Genomic DNA, 19,889 nt, shown 5'->3' on the forward strand with positions numbered 1-19,889 from the left:
AGGGAGACCTTATCTATTCCTGCTGCAGGTGGTCGAGAATCTTCTGCGCCGTCGCCGCACCGATGCCGGGCACCTCCGCCACCTGCTCAGCAGTGGCCTCGCGCAGCTTGGCCACCGAGCCGAAGTGTTCGACGACGGCAGCACGCCGACTGGGCCCCAGCCCGGGCACATCGTCCAGGGCCGAGGAGGTCATCTGCTGAGAACGCTTGGAGCGGTGATACGCGATGGCGAAGCGGTGGGCTTCGTCGCGGATCCGCTGGAGCATGTACAGCGCCTCGGAGCTGCGCGGCAGCACGAGCGGAAAGTCGTCGTCGGGAAGCCAGATCTCCTCGAGCCGCTTGGCCAGCCCGACCACCGGCATATCGGTGATGCCCAGCTCTTCCAGCGCGGCGGCGGCCGCGTTGACCTGCGGCTGCCCGCCGTCGACCACCACCAACGACGGCGGATAGGCGAAGCGGCCGCGCTCCTCCTCCGCCTCAGGATCCACCTCTCCGGAGAGCTGGGCGGGGTCGCCGGACTCAGCCTGCTCCTTCAGATAGCGGGAGAAGCGCCGCGTGATGACATCGTGCATGGCTGAGGTGTCATCCCGGGCAGCCTCACCCCCGATGGAGAAGCGGCGGTAGTCCTTCTTCTTGGGCAGCCCGTCCTCGAGCACCACCATGGAGGCCACGACGTTGGTGCCTCCGGTGTGCGAGATGTCGAAGCATTCGATGCGCAGCAGGGGCTCCGGGGCCCCGAGGGACTCCTGCAGCTCCCGCAGGGCCGCCGAGCGGGTGGTGATGTCAGAGCTGCGCCGCGCCTTGTGCAGAGCCAGAGCCTGGTCAGCATTCTCATTGACCGTGCCCAGCAGAGAAGCCTTGTCGCCGCGCTGAGGCACGCGCAGATCCACCCGTGCCCCGCGCAGCTGGCGCAGCCAGGTGCTGATCTCCTCGGCGTTCTCCGGCAGCTCAGGCACCAGGACCTCGCGGGGGATCCGCTCAGTGTCCGGGATCGCTCCGTATACCTGCAGGAGCAGCTGCTCGACCATTGCACCGGCGTCGGTCTCCTCCACCTTCTCCACCACCCAGCCGCGCTGGCCGCGGATGCGTCCCTGACGGACGTGGAAGACCTGAGCGGCAGCCTCCAGCTCATCCTCGGCGAAGGCGAAGATGTCGGCGTCGGTGTCCTCGGAGAGCACCACTGCGTTGCGCTCGAAGACGCGGCGCAGCGCTTCCAGATCATCGCGGTACCGGGCTGCATCCTCATAGCGCAGCTCAGAGACCGCGCCCTTCATCTGCTGTTCGATCCGGCGCATATGCGGACCCGGGCGGCCTGCCATGACCTCCACGAATTCCTCGGCCAGTGCACGGTGGTCCTCCTCGGAGATGTTGCCCACGCACGGTGCCGAGCATTTGTCGATGTAGCCCAGCAGGCAGGGACGCCCGGAGGCCTGGGCGCGGCGGAAGACCCCGGCCGAGCAGCTGCGCACCGGGAAGACCCGCAGCATGGTGTCCACCGTCTCGCGGATGGCCTTGGCCGGGTGGAAGGGCCCGAAGTAGCGGACTCCGGGCTTCTTGTCTCCACGCATGACCTGGACCCGCGGGAATTTCTCATTCATCGTGACCGCGAGGTAGGGATAGGACTTGTCATCCCGGTACATGATGTTGAACCGCGGCGTGTGCTGCTTGATCCAGGTGTACTCCAGCTGGATCGCCTCGAGCTCAGAGCCCACGACGGTCCATTCCACCCGCGAGGCGGCGTGGACCATGGCGTGGGTCTTCGGGGGCAGCGAAGCCACCCGTGCGAAGTAGGAGTTCAGCCGGGACCGCAGGTTCTTGGCCTTGCCCACATAGATCACGCGGCCGTGGGGATCCAGGAAGCGGTACACCCCGGGAGAGGTAGGAATCTCTCCCGGCTGGGGACGGTAGGAGGCGGGATCAGCCATCAGTTCAGTCGCCGGCCTCGCTCCCACCGGCCGGCGGGCTGTTGTAACGGTCCACCCGCTCCTGCCCGGAGAGCTCGGCAATGGCGTCCATGATCTGCGCAGTGGCCTGCCGGCGGGCGGGCAGAGGATGCTTCTCCCCCAGCTTCTCGAACCGGAGCGGCTCGCCCACACGCATCTCGAACCGGTGCGGGCGGATGGCCGAGGAGTCCGCGGCCTGCAGATGCTCAGTCCCCTTCAGCCCGACCGGGACCACGGGAAGCCCGGTGGCCACGGCCAGCCAGCCCACCCCGGTCTTGCCCCGGTAGAGCTTCCCGTCACGGCTGCGGGTCCCCTCCGGGTAGATCCCGACGCCGTGACCCCGAGAGGCGATGCGCCCGAGCCCGTGCAGAGCTTCCACAGAGGCGGCTTTGCGGTCACGCTCCACAGGCACCGATCCCACCGACTCGAAGAAGATCTTCATGGCCCGGCCCTTCAGGCCGGGCTGGGTGAAGTACTCAGCCTTGGCGAAGAAGCTCACCGGCCGCGGCGAGAGAGCCTGGATGAGCACGGAGTCCAGGAAGGAGAGGTGGTTCGACGCCACGATGAACCCGCCGTCGGCGGGCACGTGGTCGAGTCCGGTGATGACCGGCCGGCAGGAGACCCGCACGACTCCCGCGAAGGTCTTACGGATGGCGCTGTGGGTGACCACAGGCGTCTCACCGGATGCTTCCTCTGCTGAACTCACCACGGAATCATAACAACGGCTTGAGGAAGGCACCGGTATGGGAACCGGTCTCCTCCGCCGTGCGGGCCACATGTTCGGGTGTTCCCTCCACCAGGATGCGACCACCTCCGGTGCCGCCTTCCGGACCCAGGTCGATGAGCCAGTCGGCAGATTTGATGACGTCCAGATTGTGCTCGATGGTCACCACAGTGTTGCCCTTGTCCACCAGACCCTGGAGGACGTTGAGCAGCTTGCGGATGTCCTCGAAGTGCAGCCCGGTGGTGGGCTCGTCCAACACGTAGATGGAGCGGCCGTTGGATCGCTTCTGCAGCTCGGTGGCCAGCTTCACGCGCTGAGCCTCTCCCCCGGAGAGCGTAGTGGCCGCCTGGCCCAGACGGACATAGCCCAGCCCGACGTCGACCAAGGTGTTCAGATGCCGAGCGATGGGAGCGAAGGCGGAGAAGAACTCTGCGGCCTCCTCGATCGGCATGTCCAGGACCTCGGCGATGGACTTGCCCTTGTAGAGGACCTCGAGGGTCTCCCGGTTGTAGCGGGCTCCCTGGCAGACCTCGCAGGGCACGTAGACGTCCGGGAGGAAGTTCATCTCGATCTTCAGCGTGCCGTCGCCCGAGCAGGACTCGCAGCGGCCGCCCTTGATGTTGAAGGAGAAGCGGCCGGGCTGGTATCCGCGGGTCTTGGCCTCCTGCGTCTCGGCGAAGAGCTTGCGGATGTGGTCGAAGACCCCGGTGTAGGTGGCTGGGTTGGACCGCGGGGTCCGACCGATGGGGCTCTGGTCCACATGGATGATCTTGTCCAGGTGATCCACCCCGTCGATGCGCCGGTGGCGGCCCGGGACCTGCTTGGCGTTGTTGAGCCGATTGGCCAACGACTTGTAGAGGATCTCGTTGATCAGGGTGGACTTGCCGGACCCGGAGACGCCGGTGACCGCGAGGAAGACTCCCAGCGGGATGTCCGCAGAGACGTTCTGCAGGTTGTTCTCATAGGCTTCGACGATCCGCAGGCTGCGCTCAGGGTCCAGGGGACGTCGCTCAGCAGGCACGGCGATGCTCCGGCGTCCGGAGAGGTAGTCACCGGTGATGGACTTCTGATTGTCCCGCAGGCCCTGCACGGAGCCGGAATGGACGATCTCACCCCCGCGCTCCCCCGCCCCGGGGCCGATGTCCACGATCCAGTCGGCCTCGGCGATGGTGTCCTCATCGTGTTCGACCACGATGAGTGTGTTTCCGAGATCACGCAGCCGGGTCAGCGTCTGGATCAGCCGTGTGTTGTCCCGCTGGTGCAGGCCGATGGAGGGCTCATCGAGCACATAGAGCACCCCCACCAGGCCGGAGCCGATCTGGGTCGCCAGCCGGATGCGCTGGGCCTCGCCGCCGGAGAGTGTGCCGGCGGCGCGCTCCAGGTTGAGATAGCCCAGCCCGACGTCGAGCAGGAAGTCCAGGCGGGCGTGGATCTCCTTCAGCACCTGGTCGGCGATCTGAGCGTCCCGGGCCGAGAGGGTCATCGCGCGGAAGAACTCCGCCGTCTCGTCCAGGGGCAGACGGGCGATATCGGCGATGGAGCGTCCCTCCACGAGCACCGAGAGGGAGGCGGAGTTCAGCCGCTGACCGTCGCAGTCGGGGCAGGGGATCTCGCGCATGTACTGCTCGTAGCGGTCGCGCGCGTTGTCCGACTCGACCTCTTCGTGCTTACGGGCGATGTAGCCGATGACTCCCTCGAAGCCCGTGGAGTAGCGGCGTTCGCGGCCCCACCGGTTCCGGTACTGGACGGTGACCTTGTAGTTGCGCCCGTGCAGCAGCGCCTTCTGGACCTTCTTGGACAGGTCCTTCCATGGTGTGCGCAGGGAGAAGTCCAGCTCAGCGGCCAGCCCACCCATGATGCGCAGCCAGTACTCCTTCGTGCCCTTACCCATGGCCCACGGTGCGATGGCGCCGTCCTCGAGGGACAGCGAATCGTCAGGCACCACCAGGTCCGGGTCCACCTCCAGGCGCGACCCGATGCCGGAGCAGGTCTGGCAGGCGCCGAAGGGAGAGTTGAAGGAGAAGGACCGGGGCTCGATCTCGTCGATCTCCAGCGGATGCTCATTCGGGCAGGCGAGGTTCTCGGAGAAGGACCGGAGCTTGGGTCCGGTGAGCCCCTCAGGGACCCTCTCCAGATCCGACGGCGTCCCGTCCTGGTCCAGATCCACCAGATCCACGACCACACGACCCTCGGCCAGCTTCAGCGCGGTCTCCACCGAATCGGTCAGACGCTGCCGCATCCCCTCGCGGATGACCAGGCGATCGATGACCACATCGATGGTGTGCTTGTACTGCTTCTCCAACGTGGGCGGCTCGTTGAGCTGGATGACCTCGCCGTCGACGACCGCGCGGGCGAACCCTTGGCCGGCCAGGTCGCGGAACAGGTCCTTGAACTCGCCTTTGCGGCCGCGGACCACCGGCGCCAGCACCTGGAAGCGGGTCTTCTCCGGAAAGGAGAGCACCTGGTCCACGATCTGCTGCGGTGTCTGCCGGTCGATCTTCTCCCCGCAGACCGGGCAGTGCGGCACGCCGATGCGCGCCCACAGCAGACGCAGGTAGTCGTGGATCTCCGTGACCGTGCCCACGGTGGAGCGGGGGTTGCGCGAGGTCGACTTCTGATCGATGGAGACTGCCGGAGAGAGACCCTCGATGAAGTCGATGTCCGGCTTGTCCACACGCCCGAGGAACTGCCGGGCGTAGGCAGAGAGGGACTCGACATAGCGGCGCTGCCCCTCGGCGAAGATGGTGTCGAAGGCGAGCGAGGACTTCCCTGATCCGGAGAGTCCGGTGAAGACGATGAAGGAGTTGCGCGGCAGCTCCACCGCGACGTCCTTCAGGTTATGCTCGCGAGCACCCTGCACCACGATCTGGGTCGCTTCAGCTCTAGTCTCAGACACGCGCACAAGTCTAAGCGCACTGACGGCTTCGAACAAACATTCGATCGATGGGCGGCCTGCCGGAGGACAGCGTCCTGGTCTGCTCACGGACCTTCGAAGGTGGCCCAGCTTCTGCGCCAGACCATAGACTGGCGGTCATGGCCACGGACAGTTCCCTGATTCACGATCTCCCCGCCGTCACAGTGCGGCGCATCTCAGTCTCCGAGATGAGCAACAACGTGTACCTGCTCACCGCAAAGAAGTCAGGGGTTCAGGTACTCATCGATGCGGCCGACGACGCCGCGGCCATCCGATCGATGATGGCTGAGGCCGGCGCCGACACCCCCTGCTCCCCCGGCCTGCACGCGGTGCTCACCACGCACCAGCACTGGGACCACATCCGCGCCCTCGCCGAGCTCGCTCAGCCCGGCGTCGCGCTGGCCGCCGGCGAACCCGATGCCGAGGCCATCGAAGAGGACAAGGACGTGGAGATCTCCACCCGGCTGCAGCACGGAGACGTCGTCAGCTATGACGGCATCAGCCTCGACGTGATCCACCTGCGCGGCCACACTCCGGGCTCCGTGGCCTTCGTCTACCCGGTCGAGGACGACCCCACCCATCTGTTCACCGGCGACTCCCTGTTCCCGGGCGGCGTGGGCAAGACCTTCTCCGAGGCGGACTTCGGGCAGCTGATCGACGATGTGGAGGAACGCATCTTCTCCGTCTACGACGACGACACCATCGTCCATCCCGGCCACGGCGACCCCACCACTCTCGGCGCAGAGCGACCCAAGCTCGCCGAGTGGCGGGAGCGCGGCTGGTGACCCTCGAGAAGTTCCACTCCTGGGTCGAATCCCGCGGCATCACCCTCTACCCGGCCCAAGAGGACGCTGTCCTGGAGCTGGCCGAAGGCCATCACGTCATCATGGCCACCCCCACCGGATCAGGAAAGTCGATGGTGGCCGCCGCCGCCCACTTCCTGGCCCTCGAGCGTGGTCAGCGCAGCGTCTACACCGCTCCGATCAAGGCGCTGGTCTCTGAGAAGTTCTTCTCGCTGGTGGAGATCTTCGGCGCCGAGAAGGTCGGCATGGTCACCGGCGACTCGTCGGTCAACGCCGAGGCCCCCATCATCTGCTGCACCGCCGAGATCCTGGCCAACGAGGCGCTGCGGGACGGCGCCGAGGCCGATGTGGGACCGGTCATCATGGACGAGTTCCACTTCTATGCCGAACCTCAGCGCGGGTGGGCCTGGCAGGTGCCGCTGATCGAGATGCCGCAGGCGCAGTTCCTACTCATGTCGGCGACCTTGGGCGACACCAGCCGCTTCGAACAGCGGATCGCCGAACGCACCGGCCGCGACGTGGTCACCGTGACCAGTGCGGAGCGTCCCGTTCCGCTGCACTTCGAGTACTCCACCACGCCTCTGCAGGCCAAGCTGGAGGAGCTGGTCTCCACGCGTCAGGCTCCGGTCTACGTGGTCCACTTCTCCCAGCGCGAAGCCGCTGAGCGTGCCGCCGGATTGGCTTCGCTCAACGTCCTCTCCAAAGAGGACAAGGAGCGCATCCGGAAGCGCCTGGAGACCTTCCGCTTCGCCAAGGGCTTCGGCAAGACGCTGAACCGGCTTCTGCGCTCCGGGATCGGAGTCCACCACGCCGGCATGCTGCCGAAGTATCGGCGGCTGGTCGAGCAGCTGGCCCAGGAGGGCCTGCTGAAGGTCATCTGCGGCACCGACACCCTCGGCGTCGGGATCAACGTTCCCATCCGTACTGTGCTGCTGACCGCGCTGAGCAAATTCGACGGCGAGCGCACCCGGCAGCTCAACGCCCGCGAATTCCATCAGATCGCCGGCCGTGCCGGACGCGCCGGCTATGACACCTCCGGAACTGTGGTGGTCCCGGCCCCTGAGCATGTGATCGAGAACGAGGCGATGCTCGCCAAGGCCCGGGCCAAGCACGGCGGGGACGAGAAGAAGGTCGCGCAGGCCGTGAAGTCTTCGCCGAAGAAGCGACCTCCGGAGGGCTTCGTCTCCTGGAGCGAGAAGAGCTTCGAACGGCTGATCGAGGCGCAGCCCGAGCCGATGGTCTCGCGCATGCAGATCAGCTACGCCGTGGTCCTGCACCTGTTGGAGCGTCCGGAGGATCCCATCGCCGCGATGCGCCGGATGATCCTGGCCTCGGATGAGACGCCGGTGCGCAAGGCTCAGCTGCAGCGGCGCGGTCTTCAGATCCTGCGCGAGCTGCTGACCGCAGGAGTGCTGGAGCGCCTGGACGAGCCCGACGACGACGGCCGGACCGTGGACCTGACCCTGGACCTGCAGGACGACTTCGCGCTGAATCAGCCGCTGGCCCCCTTCGCCATGGCCGCCTTGGATCTGCTGGATCCGGAGGACACCCCGGGCGCGCCCGGCACGGCCTCCTACGCACTGGATGTGATCAGCGTGATCGAGTCCATCCTGGAGACTCCGCACCAGATCACCGGCGCCCAGGTGAAGAAGCTGAAGTCGGAGCGGCTCGGCGAGCTCAAGGCAGAGGGCGTGGACTATGTGGAGCGGATGCGCATCCTCGATGAGCTCACGCATCCGCAGCCCCTGGCGGATCTGCTCAATCAGCAGTTCGAGGTCTACCGCTCAGGGGCGCCGTGGGTGGCCGATCAGGAGCTGAAGCCGAAGTCGGTGGTCCGGGATATGCTCGAGCGTGCCTTCGGCTTCACCGACATGGTCAACCATTACGGGATCGCCCGTTCGGAAGGCGTGCTGCTGCGCTACCTCTCGGATGCGTATAAGGCGCTGCGTCAGACGGTTCCTGAGTCCAAGACCACCGATGAGCTCGAGGATCTGGTCGAATGGCTGGGCGAAGTGGTGCGCCAGACCGACAACTCTCTGCTGGAGGAGTGGGAGCGGCTCAGCGCCGGCGATGACCCGCAGAAGCTCGCAGAGCTGGTCGCCAAGGAGCAGGACATCGTCCAGATGGATCAGCCCGATCGGGTCACCGCCAACAGCCGCGCCTTCACCGTGATGGTGCGCAATGCGATGTTCCTGCGCGCCGAGCTCTTCGCGGAGGAGAAGGAGCGCCGACTGGAGGAGCTCGACGGCGAGCACGGCTGGGATGCGGACCGGTGGGGCGAGGCGATGGATGCCTTCTTCGAGATCTACGACGACGTCTTCACCGATGCGTCCTCCCGTGGGCCCGGACTGATACGCATCCAGCAGAACCCGACGGAGACTCCGGATCCGCAGAGGTCATGGTGGTATGCCGTCCAGGTCCTCGATGATGCCGAGGGCAATCACGATTGGGGCATCCACGCCTGGATCGATCTGACCGCCTCCGACGAGTCCGGCGCTCCCGCGGTGATCATGGACCGTGTGGGTGAGCTGAGAGGAGCCGCATGAACATCGCCGGGCACGCGGAGAGCCGCACCCTGCTGGACGGGACCGCCGTCACCGATCACCGGATCGAGGTCCCCCTGGACTGGGAGGATCCCGACGGCGAGCGCATCAGCGTCTACGCCCGGGAGTTCCGCGGCGCGGAGCACACGCCCGAGCAGACGGCCGCGCTCCCCTGGCTGCTCTTCCTCCAGGGTGGACCGGGCGGCAAGGGCAGCCGTCCGACCCGGCTCTCGGGGTGGATGCAGGAGGCGGCGAAGGACTTCCGCATCCTCATGCTCGACCAGCGCGGCACAGGTCTGTCCACACCGCTGAACCGGCAGAGCCTGGGTCGGAAGGATCCCCAGGATCAGGCCGCCTATCTGCGTCACTTCCGGGCTGAGAGCATCATCCGCGACGCCGAGGCCTTCCGTGAGCACCTCGGGCTGAGCTCCTGGAGCGTCCTGGGGCAGAGCTTCGGCGGGTTCTGCACGCTGACCTACCTCTCCTTCTTCCCGCACTCGCTGGACCGTGCGCTGCTGTCCGGCGGACTGGCACCGCTGACCGGCCATGCCGACCGGGTCTATGAGCACACCTATGCGAAGATGGCCGCCCGCAACGCGGAGTACTTCCGGCGTTTTCCAGAGGACCGCCGGCGTCTGGACGCAGTGGTCGAGCACCTGCGCCGCAGCGCCGCCGAGGGCGATCCGGTCCGACTCCCCGACGGCAGCGAACTCACCGTCCCGCGGCTGCAGCTGCTGGGGATGCTCCTGGGCGGCAATACACGGATCGATGCTCTGCACTACCTGCTGGAGGAAGCCTTCATCGACCCTGACTGCACTGAGCTCAGCGACACCTTCCTGGCCGGCGTCGCAGCGCAGATCTCCTGTGCGACCAATCCGCTCTATGCCGTGGTCCATGAGTCGATCTATGGCCAGCCCGCTGAGCTGACCGGTGGGCGTGGGGACACCGGATGGGCCGCTGAGCGGGTCCGGCAGCAGTTCCCGGAGTTCTCGCCTGAGGCGGAGTCTCCCCTGCTGCTGGGTGAGATGATCCTGCGCGAGCATGTCGTCTCGGATCCGGCCCTGGCACCGCTGGCCGAGGCCGCGGAGTGCCTGGCCGGCGTCGAGGATTGGGGGCGGCTCTATGACGTGGAGCAGCTGAGGCGCAACACAGTGCCCGCCGCGGCTGCGGTCTACACCGATGATGTCTTCGTGGCGCGCGAGCTCAGCCTGGAGACAGCTGACACCGTGGCGAACCTGCAGGTCTGGGAGACCGACGAGTTCCACCATGACGGGATCAGTGAGGACGGTGCCCGGATCTTCTCCGAGCTTCTGCGGCGGACCGGGCCTCATAAGCCTCGCGGATGATCGCCGAGTACCTGTCCTTATGATCCAACAGGTCATCACGGTGCTTCTCAGAGACCCGCTCCGCCGCTGAGGTCCACCGGTCCATGCGCTCCGCAGCCGCCTGACGCTGCTCCTCCGGGGCGTCCTCAGCCAGCATCGTGTAGCGATAGGCATAGCGCTCGGCGTTCTGCAGGGCCCGCAGCGCACGTCCCTTGGGGCTGAGCAGTGAGACCGCAACGGTCACCGCGAGGATCACCACGATGACCGCCAGTGAGACCAGCGTAGGTATCTCCTGGATCGGGACGTTCTGGCCCTCGTTGACGAACGGCAGGTTGTTCTCGTGCAGGGCATGGAGGATGAGCTTGACGCCGATGAAGCCGAGGATGGCCGCCAGGCCGAAGGACAGGTAGACCAGGCGATCCAGCAGCCCGTCAATCAGGAAGTACAGCTGCCGCAGACCCATCAGGGAGAAGGCCGTGGCGGTGAAGACGATGTAGGGCTCCTGGGTCAGGCCGAAGATCGCCGGGATGGAGTCGAAGGCGAAGAGCAGATCGGTGGCGCCGATGGCCACCATCACCAGCAGCATCGGTGTCATGAGCCGCCTGCCGTCCACGCGTGTGACGAGCCGGTCGCCGTCGTACTCCTCCGAACTGGGCAGGACACGGGTGGCCAGCCGGATCATGATGTTGTCGGCCTCGTCCTTGCCGTCTTTGTCCCCGGTCAGCTCGCCGCGCAGCTGCTGGCCGGCCACCAGCAGCAGCGCCAGCCCGAAGAGGTAGAAGACATCGGACCAGCGTTCGATGATCGCTGCGCCCAAGAAGATGAAGGCAGTGCGCGAGATGAGAGCGAAGGTGATCCCGAAGAGCAGAACCTTCTGCTGGTACTCGCGGGGCACCTTGAAGGAGGCCATGATGACCAGGAAGACGAAGAGGTTGTCCACGCTCAGCGCCTTCTCGGTCAGGTAGCCGGCGTAGTACTCCACCGCGTGCTGATGGTCGCCGGCGGCGAAGAAGATCAGACCGAAGACCAGAGCGATCCCGATATAGACCGAGGACCAGACGGCCGCCTCACGAATAGTGGGGGTATGGGCCTTGCGCACGTGGAAGACGTAGTCGAAGAGCAGCAGCCCGATGATGAGAGTGAGGGTGACGCCCCAGAGGAGTGGAGTGATCTCCATGGATATGGACCTTTCGCGACGGTGTGCGGCATCGTCGCGAGTCTCTCCGTCCGGCTCGGCAGGCTCCTGCCGGTACAGACCCGCTGTGTCCGGCGAAGCATCGGTGCCCCACGTGATGACGTCCACAGCGCAGAAGGGATACTCCCCCGCGTTGCTCCAGGATACTCCTGTTTCTCAGAAGCGCCAGCGGGTCAGAAGAGGATGCGCTGATACATCAGGTGTCCTGCCAGGCTCCGTCGATCTTCAGGTACTCCGGGGCCATCCCGTAGCGGGAGAAACCGTTCGTCTCCAGCACCCGCTGGGAGGCGATGTTGTGCACCAGAGTCTCTGCCTGCAGCCGGTGCAGGCCCAGCACATCCCGGCTATAGACCACCGCCTCAGCGACGGCACAGCCGGCCAGTCCCTGGCCGTTGAACTGCTCCCCCACCCAGTAGCCCACAGCCGCGGACTGAAGCGCACCGCGCACGATGCCGTTCAGGTTCAGCCGCCCGGCGATCCGGCCGCGCTCGTCACAGATCACCCACGGCACCATGGAACCCGCCTGGTGCAGCCCCAGGGCGTCCTGGGCCAGTTCCCGCTGTCGTTCCCCAGTGAAGAACTCGTCATCCCAGGCAGGCGACCAGGGCGCGAGGAAGTTCCGGTTCACACGCAGCAGTTCGGTGAGCTCCTCGACGTCGGAGAGCTCGAGGAGGCGCGCCGCCTGGGGCATGGCGGCTACTCCGCGGCCTTCATCTGGCGCAGCTCCTTCTTCAGGTCCCCGATCTCATCGCGCAGGCGTGCGGCCAGCTCGAAGTTCAGCTCTTCGGCGGCGTTGTGCATCTGCTGGGTCATCTGCTCGATGAGGTCGGCCAGGTCCTTGGCCGGTGTGGTGGAGGCGGCGGTCTCCTGCTCAGCCTGGTCACCGTCCTTCTGGAACCCCGTCCAGCCGCGCTGACCCTTTCCGTACTGGAATCCGGTGGCCAACCCACCCATCCCCTGCAGCAGATCCGCCGTATCGGCGTCCTCGCGGGCCAACTGATCGGTGATGTCAGCGATCTTCTTCTGCAGCGGGGCCGGATCGATCCCGTGCTCCTGGTTGTAGGCCATCTGGATCTGCCGGCGTCGCTCGGTCTCATCGATGGCGTAGCGCATGGAATCGGTGATCCGGTCGGCGTACATATGCACCTGACCCTGGACGTTGCGGGCGGCACGGCCGATGGTCTGGATCAGTGAGGTGGTCGAGCGCAGGAAGCCTTCCTTATCGGCATCCAGGATGGCCACCAGCGAGACCTCGGGCAGGTCCAAGCCCTCGCGCAGCAGGTTGATCCCGACGACGACGTCGTAGGTTCCCTTACGCAGCTCGCGCAGCACCTCCACACGCCGGAGAGTGTCCACATCGGAATGCAGGTACTCGACCTTGACCCCGTGTTCGAGCAGATACTCGGTGAGGTCCTCCGCCATGCGCTTGGTCAGCGTGGTGACCAAGACGCGCTCGTCCTGGGCCGATCGGCTGCGGATCTCGCCGAGCAGGTCATCGATCTGGCCCTTGGTCGGTTTGACCACGATCTCCGGGTCGACCAGGCCGGTGGGACGGATGATCTGTTCGACCACCCCATCGGACTGGGAGAGCTCGTAGTTGCCCGGTGTGGCGGAGAGATAGACGGTCTGGCCGATCCGCTCCAAAAACTCGTCCCACTTCAGCGGACGGTTGTCCATCGCGCTGGGCAGGCGGAAGCCGTGCTCGACCAGAGTACGTTTGCGGGACATGTCGCCCTCGTACATGCCGCCGATCTGCGGGATGGTCACATGGGACTCGTCGACGATCAGCAGGAAGTCGTCCGGGAAGTAGTCCAGCAGACAGTGCGGAGCCGAGCCCGGTCCCCGGCCGTCGATATGCCGTGAGTAGTTCTCGATGCCGTTGCAGAAGCCCATCTGCTGCATCATCTCGAGGTCGTAGGTGGTGCGCATGCGCAGCCGCTGGGCCTCCAGCAGCTTGTCCTTGGACTCCAGCTCCTCGAGTCGGATCCGCAGCTCGTCCTCGATCCGAGTGATGGCCTGAGCCATCCGATCATCACCGGCCACATAGTGGCTGGCCGGGAAGATGTACATCTCCTCCTCTTCGCGCACCACGGTGCCGGTCAGCGGATGAAGGGTGTGGATCGCTTCGATCTCATCGCCGAAGAACTCGATGCGGATGGCGAGCTCCTCATACATGGGGATGATCTCCACCGTGTCCCCGCGCACCCGGAAGGTGCCGCGATGGAAGTCGGTGTCATTGCGCACGTACTGCATGGTCACGAACCGACGCAGCAGCTGGTCCCGATCGATCTGCTGGCCCCGGCGGATCGGGACCATCTGCTCGATGTACTCCTCCGGGGTTCCCAGGCCGTAGATGCAGGAGACGGTGGCGACCACGACCACGTCCCGCCGGGTCAGCAGAGCGTTGGTGGCTGAGTGACGCAGCCGCTCGACCTCTTCGTTGACCGAGGAGTCCTTCTCGATGAAGGTGTCGGTCTGCGGCACGTAAGCCTCAGGCTGGTAATAGTCGTAGTAGGAGACGAAGTACTCCACAGCGTTGTTCGGCAGCAGCTCGCGGAACTCGTTGGCCAGCTGAGCGGCCAGCGTCTTGTTCTGCACCATGATGAGCGTGGGGCGCTGAATGCGCTCGACCAGCCAGGCCGCCGTCGCCGACTTGCCCGTGCCGGTGGCTCCCATCAGCACGACGTCCTTCTCGCCGCCTTCGATCCGTTCGGCGAGTTCCTCGATCGCCTTGGGCTGGTCGCCGGAGGGCTGATACGGGCTGACGACTTCGAAGGGGGCGACGGTCCGGGAGATCTTCGGTGCCAAGCTCACGGGACCAGCTTACGCCCGTGCTGCGGCCCGCGCTGTGAGTTTCTCCATGAGCTCATCCACCTGGGTCTGCAGCTGCTGCAGAGTCCCGCTGTTGTCCAGCACCACGTCGGCGGCGGCCTCACGCTGGGCGTCCGTGCCCTGGGCGTCGATCCTCGACCGCGCCTCCTGCTCCGTGGCGCCACGGTCTTCCACGATCCGCCGGATCCGCTCCTGCTCCGGAGCCTGGACCACCACGACGACGTCGAAGCGTTCCTGCTGGCCGGTCTCCACCAGCAGCGGGATGTCCTCGACCACCACAGCACCCGGCGCGGCCTGCTCGCGCAGCCGGGCAGACGCCGCGCGCACCCGCGGATGCACGATGGAGTTCAGCCGCTCACGCGCCGCCTCATCGCCGAAGACGATCCGTCCCAGCACCGGCCGGTCCAAGGACCCATCAGCACGCAGGATCCCCTCACCGAAGGCCTCCACGGCCTCGGCGAGACCCTCGGTGCCGGGCTCCATCACCTGCCGAGCCAGCAGGTCGGCGTCGATGACCACCGCCCCGAGCTCGGCCATCCGCTGCGACACCGCCGACTTCCCCGAGGCGATCCCCCCGGTCAGCCCCACGCTCAGACAATCACTCATACTCACCACCATAGGACCCCGCGCTGAGGCTCGACCTCGGAACGCAGCGAAACGGCCGGTGTGTTCTCCCAGATCCCTTGTGTGAGCGAAGGGTTTCGCGACACGCGCCAGCGTGGCGCGCTTCGCGAACTAAGGAAGGAGAACATACCGGCCGTTTCGCGGACAGGCCCACAGATGATCAGCTCCGGGGCTCCTCCCACGGTGCCTCCACAGGTTCGCCGGTGACCGGATCCACCGTGGGGGTCTCGCCGGTGCGGATGCGGTATTCCTCCACGATCTCCGGCTGCTCGGCGTGTTCGACCTCCGGCGCATTCTCCGGCTGCGTCCCTTCAGCGTAGTCCGGAGCCACCACGATGTTGGCCAGCGTGGGGTCGTTCTCCTCCATGCGGCGTTCGTACTCCTCCGGCGGCAGGGTCTTCAGCCAGCGACGGCTGCGCAGGAAGCCGATCTCACCAGCGTCCTCCTTCATGGCCCGCTGGAGGCTGTACATCATGAAGAACGCCAGGATCATGAACGGCAGACCGAAGAACAGTGCCACGTCGCGCAGCACGGCCACACCGCCCTCCTCGCCGGGCGTGAAGGTCAGCAGCACGGTGGCGACGATGCCGATGTAGACGGTCCACACCGCGCGCTGGTGGGGTGCTGTGGTGCCCTTGGGGCGGCCGTCGCCGTCGTAGCCGTTGCACATGTCATCCAGCACCAGGGAGGCGGAGTCCAGGGAGGTGATGAAGAAGATGCCGACCAGCATGATGGCCACGGCGCTGGTCACATCGGCCAGCGGGAAGTGCTCCAGGAAGGCGAACATGGCTGCTTCGGCGCCCTCGTCCAGGACAGTGTCCACGAGGCCGCCTCCGCCGTTGAACTCGATGTCGAAGGTGCCGGCGGCCCAGATGCCGAACCAGATGATGGTGAACAGAGTGGGCAGCCCCAGCACCCCGGCCACGAACTGTCGCACGCTGCGGCCTCGGGAGATGCGGGCGATGAAGATGCCCACGAAGGGCGCCCAGGAGATGGTCCAGGCCCAGTAGAAGATGGTCCAGCTCTGCTGCCATCCGGTGTCGGCGAAGGTGTCGTTCCAGAACATCACCTCGGGCAGGATCCCGGCATAGATGCTGGCCGACTCCACCATGCCGCGCAGCAGGAAGATCGTGGGGCCGGTCAGCAGGATGAACAGCAGCAGCGCGATGGCCACACCGATGTTGAAGTTCGAGAGCCGCTTGATCCCCTTGTCGATGCCGGCCACCGCCGAGATGGTGGCCACCACGGTCACCGTCGCGACGATCACCCAGATCGCCCAATCCTCCTCCGGGACGCCGAAGCGCGCGGCCAGGCCCGAGTGGATCTGCAGTGTGCCCAGTCCGATGGACATGCCGATGCCGAAGATCGTGCCGACGATGGAGAAGATGTCGATGGCCTTGCCGATGCCGCCGTGGATCTTGTCACCGAGGATCGGCTGGAACAGCGAGGAGACGCGCGGGGGCAGGTTCCTCTTATAGATGAAGTAGGCGAAGGCCAGGCCGGGCAGCGCGAAGATCGTCCAGGTGTGCAGACCGAAGTGGTAGAGGGTGAACCCGATGGCTTCCTGGGCGGCCTCCTGGCTGCGCGGCTCGATGCCCAGGTCCTCAGCGCGCGGGGGCGCGGCGAAATGGTTGGCAGGCTCGGCCACGGCCCAGAACATCAGGATGGTCCCGATTCCGGCGGCGAAGAGCATGCCGAACCAGGCGATGTCCGAGTGCTGGGGCTTCTCGTCATCGGCCCCCAGTTTCAGCCGGCCGAACCTGCTCATGCCGATGTAGATCAGGAAGATCAGGAACACCGAGACGCCGAAGACGAAGAACCAGCCGAAGTAGTCGAAGACGAAGCCTGCGACGTCGGCCCAGAAGGCCCCCATCGCCTCCGGGATGAACAGAGTGGCGACTACGAAGAGGAGCATGATCCCCGACGACGTGAAGAAGAGCAGCGGATTGGTCCGCAGCCTGAACAGATCATGGACTTTCTGTAACATCAGGGGCCTTTCGTACTGGCTCAGCTCTGGTTTCGGTCGATCTTTCCCAATTTCGCGTTCTGACACCATACTTACCGCAGATCACACTGAATCTCATGCACATATTTCCGCGAGCCAACACATCGACGTGGTGGCTGCGACCGCGGCCCTTCTAGACTGTGGTGGATGCCTTCCCATATCCCGCCCGGGCGGACTCCTGATGTCACGCACTCAGACCTGACCGAGATCATCGACTTCTCCCAGGTCAGAGCCTGGCCTCGCCGACGGGAGGCCCCCGGGTGCGACGCCGCGGATCTGCTGCTGCTCGATACCGCCGCGGCCTGGTTCGCTGCAGGGCACAGTACGGAGGACCTGGTCGTGCTCGATGACCGATGGGGTGCTCTGACCCTGGCTCTCTCGGCCTTCGCCCCGGGGCAGGTCCGCACTGCGAGCGACGGTGTCATCGCAGAGAAGGCGTTGGAAGCCAATGCACGGGCACTGGGGGTGGCAGCCCCGGCCCCCGGCCAGATCGACGCCGAGCTGTTCCGCGGCGCGCGGATGGTCGTGCTCCCGCTGCCGCGCTCTCAGGACGCCCTCGAGGACTGGGCGTGGATGATCGCAGAATACGCCGCCGCTGATGTCGTGCTGCTCGCCGGCGGACGCGATAAGCACATGAGTCGCTCGATGAACGCCGTGCTGCAGCGGCACTTCGACGACGTGGTGCCCGGACGGGGCCGCTCCAAGGCCCGTGTCCTCACCGCGCGGTCGCCGCGGCGCGGACTGCCCGCCCCGTTCCCCCGTCGCGCCCGCCGTGAGGCCGGCCTGGAGGCCCCGATCGAGCTGGTCAGTCTGGGGGCCGCCTATGGTGGAACCAAGTTGGATCACGGCACCCGGTTCCTCCTGGAGGTGCTCGCACAGCAGCCGGACTTCCCCGCAGTCAGCGACCAGCACGGCAGCGATCAGCGACTCCCGCAGCGTGCAGTGGATCTGGGGTGCGGCAATGGGACGATCAGCGTCTGGACTGCGCTGCGCCACCCGCAGCTGAGCGTATTGGCGGCGGATCAGTCCGCCTCAGCTGTGGTCTCCACGGAGCTGACGGCACGGGCCAACGGGGTGGCCGACCGCGTGAGCACCCTGCGTGATGACGCCCTGAGCAGCCTGCCGGATGCCTCCGAGGATCTCATCCTGCTCAATCCGCCCTTCCACCAGGGCAATGCCGTGGACACTTCTGTGGCGCATCGTCTGATCAGCGACTCTGCCCGTGTTCTGCGCCCTGGAGGCGTGCTCTGCACCGTGTGGAACTCGCACCTGAAGTATCGGCCCTGGCTGGAGCGTCGGGTCGGGGCCACCGAGCAGCTGGCCAAGAACCCCACCTTCACGGTGACCCGCTCGGTGCGCCGCAGCAGCTGAGGCGCCTCGCAGACACGAAGAAGCCCGCCCCACCTGATCGGTGGGGCGGGCTTCTTCGTGTTCAGATCTGAGTCAGGCTCAGTTTCCGGTCAGCTTCTCGCGGAGAGCTGCCAGGGCCTCGTCGGAGGCCAGGGTTCCTGCATCCTCAACAGGTGCCTGCTGGGAGGAGGAGTAGTTGGACGGTGCCGGCTCAGCCTTACGGGTGCTGGAGCTGCTTGCGCCCACAGTGGCCTCGGCCGCTGCCTCGGCGTCGGCGGCCAGCGAAGCGGCGACCTGCTTCTTGTGAGCCTCCCAGCGCTCCTGAGCGGCTGCGTACTGAGCCTCCCATGCGGCGCGGGCCTCCTCGAAGCCTTCCATCCACTCGTTGGTCTCCGGGTCGAAGCCCTCGGGGTACTTGTAGTTGCCCTCTTCGTCGTACTCGGCATCCATGCCGTACAGCGCGGGGTCGAACTCCTCGCCCTCGGGGTCCACGCCCTCGTTGGCCTGCTTCAGGGACAGGCTGATCCGACGACGCTCCAGGTCGATGTCGATGACCTTGACGAAGACCTCGTCGTTGACGGAGACGACCTGCTCAGCCAGGTCCACGTGGCGGATGGCCAGCTCGGAGATGTGCACCAGGCCCTCGATGCCGTCCTCGACGCGCACGAACGCACCGAAGGGCACCAGCTTGGTGACCTTGCCGGGCACGATCTGGCCCAGTGCGTGGGTGCGGGCGAAGGTCTGCCACGGGTCTTCCTGGGTGGCCTTCAGGGACAGGGAGACACGCTCGCGGTCCATGTCCACCTCGAGGACCTCGACGGTGACCTCCTGGCCCACCTCGACGACCTCGTTCGGGTGGTCGATGTGCTTCCAGGACAGCTCGGAGACGTGCACCAGGCCGTCGACGCCGCCCAGATCCACGAAGGCGCCGAAGTTGACGATCGAGGAGACGGTGCCGGTGCGGACCTGGCCGCGCTCCAGCTTGTTGAGGAAGGAGGAGCGGACCTCGGACTGGGTCTGCTCCAGCCATGCGCGGCGGGACAGGACCACGTTGTTGCGGTTCTTGTCCAGCTCGATGATCTTGGCCTCGATCTCCTGGCCGATGTAGGGAGCCAGGTCGCGGACGCGGCGCATCTCGACCAGGGAGGCGGGCAGGAAGCCGCGCAGCCCGATGTCGAGGATGAGGCCGCCCTTGACGACCTCGATGACGGTGCCGGAGACGACGCCGTCCTCGTCCTTGATGCGCTCGATGTCGCCCCAGGCACGCTCGTACTGAGCGCGCTTCTTGGAGAGGATGAGGCGGCCTTCCTTGTCCTCCTTGGTGAGGACCAGAGCCTCCACCTGATCACCGACGGCGACGACCTCGTCCGGATCAACATCGTGCTTGATGGACAGCTCGCGCGACGGGATGACGCCTTCGGTCTTGTACCCGATGTCGAGGAGAACCTCGTCGCGGTCGACCTTGACGATCGTGCCCTCAACGAGGTCGCCGTCGTTGAAGTACTTCATGGTCTCGTCGACGGCGGCGAGAAACTCTTCGGAGGTGCCGATGTCGTTGATGGCGACCTGCGGGGCGGTGGTAGTGGTGGTCATGTAGTAGGGGCTCCGATATGGATTGTTAGCTTGTTGGTC

Annotated in this window: 13 protein-coding genes; 4 read left to right on the top strand and 9 right to left on the bottom strand. The window is 66.0% G+C overall.

Features of this window, described 5'->3' with window-relative positions; translation table 11 throughout:
* Window positions 1–13: 13 nt before the first annotated feature.
* Genes uvrC through uvrA form a run of 3 tightly spaced genes read right to left on the bottom strand, consistent with a single transcriptional unit; the run spans window position 14 to window position 5,562 of the window.
* Window positions 14–1,924: an excinuclease ABC subunit UvrC gene (gene uvrC, locus JOF45_RS06730; protein ID WP_210048670.1), complete on the bottom strand. Its 1,911-nt coding sequence runs from the start codon at window positions 1,922–1,924 to the stop codon at window positions 14–16.
* A 4-nt stretch (window positions 1,925–1,928) separates the two neighbouring features.
* A complete protein-coding gene (locus tag JOF45_RS06735) occupies window positions 1,929–2,612 on the bottom strand; it encodes a lysophospholipid acyltransferase family protein (RefSeq protein WP_378579079.1) in 684 nt (227 codons plus the stop codon).
* A gap of 43 nt (window positions 2,613–2,655) precedes the next feature.
* Window positions 2,656–5,562 (bottom strand): excinuclease ABC subunit UvrA, encoded by a 2,907-nt coding sequence (uvrA, locus tag JOF45_RS06740; protein ID WP_342591422.1) that lies wholly within the window; start codon window positions 5,560–5,562, stop codon window positions 2,656–2,658.
* Window positions 5,563–5,699: 137 nt separating this feature from the next.
* Between uvrA and JOF45_RS06745 the strand changes: the two genes are divergently transcribed.
* Genes JOF45_RS06745 through JOF45_RS06755 form a run of 3 tightly spaced genes read left to right on the top strand, consistent with a single transcriptional unit; the run spans window position 5,700 to window position 10,272 of the window.
* A complete protein-coding gene (locus JOF45_RS06745) occupies window positions 5,700–6,365 on the top strand; it encodes an MBL fold metallo-hydrolase (protein ID WP_210048672.1) in 666 nt (221 codons plus the stop codon).
* The gene (locus JOF45_RS06750; protein ID WP_342591423.1) at window positions 6,362–8,929 is read left to right on the top strand and encodes a DEAD/DEAH box helicase; all 2,568 of its coding nucleotides are present in this window, start codon (window positions 6,362–6,364) and stop codon (window positions 8,927–8,929) included. The genes JOF45_RS06745 and JOF45_RS06750 overlap by 4 nt, the downstream gene beginning before the upstream one ends.
* A complete protein-coding gene (locus tag JOF45_RS06755; protein WP_210048674.1) occupies window positions 8,926–10,272 on the top strand; it encodes an alpha/beta fold hydrolase in 1,347 nt (448 codons plus the stop codon). The genes JOF45_RS06750 and JOF45_RS06755 overlap by 4 nt, the downstream gene beginning before the upstream one ends.
* On the opposite strand, the gene JOF45_RS06760 is transcribed toward JOF45_RS06755, so the two are convergent.
* From JOF45_RS06760 to JOF45_RS06780, 5 genes are all read right to left on the bottom strand, one after another.
* Window positions 10,202–11,428, bottom strand: coding sequence for a TerC family protein (locus JOF45_RS06760; RefSeq protein ID WP_210048675.1), 1,227 nt, complete (start codon window positions 11,426–11,428; stop codon window positions 10,202–10,204). The two genes, JOF45_RS06755 and JOF45_RS06760, sit on opposite strands and share 71 nt — an antisense overlap.
* A gap of 214 nt (window positions 11,429–11,642) precedes the next feature.
* The gene (locus JOF45_RS06765) at window positions 11,643–12,137 is read right to left on the bottom strand and encodes a GNAT family N-acetyltransferase (RefSeq protein WP_210048676.1); all 495 of its coding nucleotides are present in this window, start codon (window positions 12,135–12,137) and stop codon (window positions 11,643–11,645) included.
* A gap of 5 nt (window positions 12,138–12,142) precedes the next feature.
* Entirely contained in the window at window positions 12,143–14,260 is a 2,118-nt protein-coding gene (uvrB, locus tag JOF45_RS06770; RefSeq protein ID WP_210048677.1) for an excinuclease ABC subunit UvrB, read from the bottom strand.
* A gap of 9 nt (window positions 14,261–14,269) precedes the next feature.
* Window positions 14,270–14,884: a dephospho-CoA kinase gene (gene coaE / locus JOF45_RS06775; RefSeq protein ID WP_210048678.1), complete on the bottom strand. Its 615-nt coding sequence runs from the start codon at window positions 14,882–14,884 to the stop codon at window positions 14,270–14,272.
* Window positions 14,885–15,062: 178 nt separating this feature from the next.
* Window positions 15,063–16,889 (bottom strand): BCCT family transporter, encoded by a 1,827-nt coding sequence (locus JOF45_RS06780; RefSeq protein ID WP_210048679.1) that lies wholly within the window; start codon window positions 16,887–16,889, stop codon window positions 15,063–15,065.
* A 165-nt stretch (window positions 16,890–17,054) separates the two neighbouring features.
* Between JOF45_RS06780 and JOF45_RS06785 the strand changes: the two genes are divergently transcribed.
* Window positions 17,055–18,278, top strand: coding sequence for a class I SAM-dependent methyltransferase (locus JOF45_RS06785; RefSeq protein ID WP_210048680.1), 1,224 nt, complete (start codon window positions 17,055–17,057; stop codon window positions 18,276–18,278).
* Window positions 18,279–18,356: 78 nt separating this feature from the next.
* Here the strand turns inward: JOF45_RS06785 and rpsA are convergent, their stop codons facing one another.
* A complete protein-coding gene (gene rpsA, locus JOF45_RS06790) occupies window positions 18,357–19,850 on the bottom strand; it encodes a 30S ribosomal protein S1 (protein ID WP_210048681.1) in 1,494 nt (497 codons plus the stop codon).
* Between the last annotated feature and the right edge of the window lie 39 nt (window positions 19,851–19,889).

It is taken from the genome of Nesterenkonia lacusekhoensis (assembly GCF_017876395.1).
GTDB classification, from domain to species: domain Bacteria; phylum Actinomycetota; class Actinomycetes; order Actinomycetales; family Micrococcaceae; genus Nesterenkonia; species Nesterenkonia lacusekhoensis.

What these genes read in the sequence shown, in the direction of transcription:
- uvrC (WP_210048670.1), bottom strand. Translation starts at nt 1,924, where the DNA reads ATGGCTGATCCCGCCTCCTACCGTCCCCAGCCGGGAGAGATTCCTACC.
- JOF45_RS06745 (WP_210048672.1), top strand. Translation starts at nt 5,700, where the DNA reads ATGGCCACGGACAGTTCCCTGATTCACGATCTCCCCGCCGTCACAGTG.
- JOF45_RS06755 (WP_210048674.1), top strand. Translation starts at nt 8,926, where the DNA reads ATGAACATCGCCGGGCACGCGGAGAGCCGCACCCTGCTGGACGGGACC.
- JOF45_RS06760 (WP_210048675.1), bottom strand. Translation starts at nt 11,428, where the DNA reads ATGGAGATCACTCCACTCCTCTGGGGCGTCACCCTCACTCTCATCATC.
- JOF45_RS06765 (WP_210048676.1), bottom strand. Translation starts at nt 12,137, where the DNA reads ATGCCCCAGGCGGCGCGCCTCCTCGAGCTCTCCGACGTCGAGGAGCTC.
- coaE (WP_210048678.1), bottom strand. Translation starts at nt 14,884, where the DNA reads ATGAGTGATTGTCTGAGCGTGGGGCTGACCGGGGGGATCGCCTCGGGG.
- JOF45_RS06780 (WP_210048679.1), bottom strand. Translation starts at nt 16,889, where the DNA reads ATGTTACAGAAAGTCCATGATCTGTTCAGGCTGCGGACCAATCCGCTG.
- JOF45_RS06785 (WP_210048680.1), top strand. Translation starts at nt 17,055, where the DNA reads ATGCCTTCCCATATCCCGCCCGGGCGGACTCCTGATGTCACGCACTCA.
- rpsA (WP_210048681.1), bottom strand. Translation starts at nt 19,850, where the DNA reads ATGACCACCACTACCACCGCCCCGCAGGTCGCCATCAACGACATCGGC.